This window comes from Nocardia lijiangensis NBRC 108240 (assembly GCF_001613045.1).
In the GTDB taxonomy this organism is placed as follows: domain Bacteria; phylum Actinomycetota; class Actinomycetes; order Mycobacteriales; family Mycobacteriaceae; genus Nocardia; species Nocardia lijiangensis.
In genome coordinates, this window is the sequence record NZ_BDBP01000190.1 from 1 (window position 1) to 4,645 (window position 4,645).

Annotated in this window: 1 protein-coding gene; it reads right to left on the reverse strand. The window is 68.4% G+C overall.

Annotated elements, in window-relative coordinates; genetic code table 11:
* A partial coding sequence (locus NL1_RS35660; protein WP_156095209.1) for an SDR family NAD(P)-dependent oxidoreductase occupies positions 1-4,596 on the reverse strand: 4,596 nt, incomplete at its 3' end.
* Between the last annotated feature and the right edge of the window lie 49 nt (positions 4,597-4,645).

Here is a 4,645-nt window from a genome sequence, read left to right on the forward strand (position 1 = left end):
GAGCCGCCGCGCATCCGAAAGACGCTCCAGCAGAAGCATTCCCACACCCTCCGACCACCCCGCACCATCAGCCGCAGCAGCGAAGGCCTTGCACCGCCCATCCGTAGACATCACCCGCTGACGCGAGAACTCCACGAACATGCCCGGGGTGGACATCACCGTCACGCCACCGGCCAGGGCCATCGAACACTCGCCCGCCCGCAACGCCGCCACGGCCTGATGCAGGGCCACCAGCGACGAGGAGCACGCAGTGTCGACCGACACCGCCGGACCGAGCAGTCCCAGCACATACGAGACTCGACCCGACGCCACGCTCAGGGTGATACCGGTCAGCGACAGACCCTCGACATCAGCCGGACCACGTCCCACCCGCGGACCGTAGTCCTGCGCGATCGCCCCGACGTACACCCCGGTCTGGGTGCCGCGCAGACTGGTCGGATCGATGCCCGCGTGTTCGATCGTCTCCCAAGCCGTTTCCAGCAACAGCCGCTGCTGCGGATCCATCGCCGACGCTTCACGCGGCGAGATACCGAAGAACGACGCATCGAAATCCGCAGCGTCGTAGAGGAATCCGCCTGCCCGGGCGTAGGTCTTGCCAGGCGCGTCCGGGTCCGGGTTGAACAGATCCTCCGGCCATCCGCGATCGATCGGAAGCTCGGAAACCGCGTCCACCTCGTCAGCGACCAAGCGCCACAACTGTTCCGGAGAACCCACACCACCGGGGAATCGACATCCCATACCCACGATCGCGATCGGATCGTCGACCTCGGCCGCCACCACGGACGCGGGTGCGGCGACCGCTCCCGACATCTCCGCCTGGACGAACGCCACCAGCTCCGCCACCGTCGGATAATCGAAAACCAACGTTGTCGGCAACCGCAAACCCGTCAACCTCACCAACCGATTCCGCAACTCCACCGCGGTCAGCGAATCGAATCCCAGATCCTTGAACGCCCGCTCCTCCGCGATCGACGTGCCCTGCTCGTAGCCGAGCACGGCCGCCACCTCGGCACCGATCACCGCGGCCAGCACACGCGCACGCTCCGCATCGGACAAGGACGCCAACCGCCGGCCCAGCCCAGCGCGGTCCCTACGAGGACGGCCGACGGCACCGCGACCAGTCGTCCACAGTCCCGCGAGGGCACCTCCGATACTGTTGGCGCGCAACATATCGAGATCGAAACGCGCAGGCACCAGGGTCTGCGACAGCACCGCCGAGGCCCGATCCAACAGGCCGTGGCCCTCGGCCTCGCTCAAAGCCAGCAATCCGCCGCGATTCATGCGCTGACGATCGCCGGAGCTCAGATGCCCGCTCATGCCCGATGTCTGCTCCCACAGACCCCACGCCAGCGAGGTAGCGGGCAAGCCCATGCGGTTCCGATACTGCGCCAGCCCATCCAGGAACGCATTGCCCGCGGCGTAGTTGCCCTGTCCTGGCGAACCGAGGATGCCCGTCACCGATGAATACAGGATGAATCCGCGCAGATCCAGATCCCGGGTCAGCTCGTGTAGATTCCACGCCGCGGCGACCTTCGGCTCGAGAACCCGCCGCACCTGCTCGGGGCTCAGCGACGTGATCACGCCGTCATCGAGCACACCGGCGGTGTGCACGACCGCCCGCACCGGGAACTCCGGATCGACACCGGCCAACACCGCCGCCAACTGAGCACGATCCGCCACATCACACGCTGCCGCGCGCACCGACACCGCACCGGCGGCGAGCAGTTCCTGCCGAAGCTCGGCGAAGCCCTCCGCCGATTCGCCACGACGGCTTACCAGCAGCACGCGCCGAACCCCATGCGCGGTAACCACATGCCGGGCCAGCATCGTGCCCAGAGCGCCCGAACCACCGGTGATCAACACCGTGCCGTGGTCGTCCCACACCGGCGACGCGCCATCCATCCGCAGCACGTTCTTGCCGATGTGGCGACCTTCACGCATGAACCGGAATGCCTCGCGTGCCCGGCCGACATCCCACACCCGCACCGGCCACACCCGCAGCGTCCCGGTCCGGAACAACCCCAGCAGCTCGACCAGCATCTGCTGAATACGTTCGGCACCCGCGGAACCGAACAGATCGAACGGCAGGTACCGCACACCATGATGCTGGGCAGCGACCTGTTCCATCTCGCGCACGTCGGTCTTACCGATTTCCACGAACCTGCCGCCGGCAGCCGTCGATCGCAAGGAGGCGTCCAGGAACTCGTGGGCAAGGGAGTTCAGCACCACATCCATGCCACGACCCGCGGTCGCGGTCGCGAACACCGACTCGAACTCCGTGGTCCGCGACGACGCGACATGGGCGTCGTCCACACCGAGTTCACGCAGCACACCGAACTTGGCCGGACTCGCCGTCGCGAACACCTCCGCACCCAAATGCCGAGCCAGCTGCACCGCCGCCATACCCACGCCACCGGCGCCGGCATGAATCAGGACCGACTCCCCCGCGCGCAGATCCGCCAGATCCACCAACCCGTAGTACGCGGTCAAATACACCACCGGCACCGCCGCGGCCTGCTCGAACGACCACTCCGGCGGCATCGGCGCCAACATCCGCGCATCGGCGACCGCCACCGCCGCGAACGCATCCGGGAAGACACCCAACACCCGATCACCCGGCGCGAAACCCGACACCCCCGCGCCGACCTCCAGCACCACACCCGAGCCCTCGCTACCGAGCGCGACCGCACCGGGATACATGCCCAAAGTCATCAGCACGTCACGGAAATTCACCCCCGCCGCCCGCACCGCGACCCGCACCTGCCCCGGCGCCAACGCACCGGACGCGGCATGGTCGGCTGCCGGGTCGCTGAGGACCCGCAAGGAGTCGAGCGATCCGACCTCAGGAGCGCCCAGACGCCACGCCTGATCCTGGGGAATCGTCAAGGCCGACGGCACACTCACCCGCGTCAAGCGAGGCACGGTGGCCTGCCCGGCCCGCAGCACCACTTGCGACTCACCGCTGTCCAGGGCCGCCCCCAGAGCCCGCCACGACTCCGGTGTGGCATCCGTGTCGACCAGTACGAACCGATCCGGATGCTCCGACTGCGCCGAACGCACCAGACCCCACACCGACGCACCCGCCAAACCCGACACCGAATCGCCAGCCTCGGAACCAGGCGCGACCGCACCGATACCGGAGGCACCGCGGGTCACCACGACCAAGCGTGCGTCAACCAGCCGCGGCTCGGCCAGCCAAGCCTGCAACAACGCCAGCACCGCATCGACCCGCCGATACACACCGTCGACCACCGGCTCGCTCGAACCCGCCGAATCGAGCGGAGCCAACACCACCGGAGGTACGGTGCCGCCGCTCGCTTCGAGTTCAGCGGTCAACGCCGCCACATCCGGCAACCACCGGCCACCGGCACCCTCGAACCCATCGATGTCCTTGTCGCCCAAGAACACCCATCCCGAACGATCCGGCTTCGCCGACTCCGGCAGCGACTGCGCGATCCACTGCACCTCGTACAACGAATCCACCACCCCGTCGCTGCCACCGCCCAGCAGGTTCTCCGGAATCGGTCGCATACTCAACGCGTCCACGCTCGCGATCGGGACATCCCGGTCGTCGACCAGCAACACCGACACCCCGCCCGCAGGGAGCGGAGCAATACGCACCCGCGCGTGCTCGGCCCCCGTGGCGAACACCCGGACTCCGCGCCAGCCGAACGGCAGACCCGCCGTCCCGGCCTGGGCATCGATCCCCGGCACCATCGCGTGCAGCGCGCTGTCGAGCAGCGCTGGATGCATCAGGAACGCACCGAGATCAGTCCCCGTCTCCGACGGCACCGCCACCTCGGCGAACAACTCGTCCCCACGCCGCCACGCCCGCCGCAAGCCCTGGAACACCGGACCATAGCCGTATCCGTGCTCCGCCGCCCGCTCATACGCCTCGGCGAGACCCACCTCGACGGCATCGACCGGTGGCCACACACCCACACCCGGGGGCGTGCTACCCGTCTGACTATCGGTCGCCAGGACCGCACTCGCATGAAACATCCACTCTCCGCCACCGGTCGCGCGTGCGTCCGGGCGTGAGTGCACACTCGCCTCGCGGCGTCCGTCCGCATCCGGTTCGCCCACCGCGACGCGCACCTGCATCGGATCCGGCGACAGCAGCATCGGTGTCACCACCGTCAGCTCCTCGATGACCGCGCCTCCGACCCGATCACCCGCGGCCAGGAGCAACTCGACGAACCCGGCGCCGGGCAGCAATACCGCACCGGCGACCTGATGGTCCGCCAGCCACTCATGCGAACGCAACGACAATCGCCCAGTCACAACCACACCACCGGCCGGCAGCTCCACGGCAGCACCCAGCAGCGGGTGAGCGGCCACCTCCACGCCCAGGGCACTCGCGTCACCACGTCCGGCCACCGGCTCCAGCCAGAACCGCTGGCGCTGGAACGCGTACGTCGGCAGACCCACTCGGCGAACAGCCACCGCCGCAACCGAATCCGCATCCATGCCGACAGCGCTGTCCGTGGCCGTCGCGCTGTGCCAATCGACGGGTACGCCGGCGGTGAACGATTCGGCCAGGCTGGTCAGCAGGTAGCGCGGTTCGGACCGGTCGCGGCGCAACAAGGCGGTCACCGCGATATCGGAACGCGACCGAGCCAGGGTGTCGGTGACCGCACCGGTC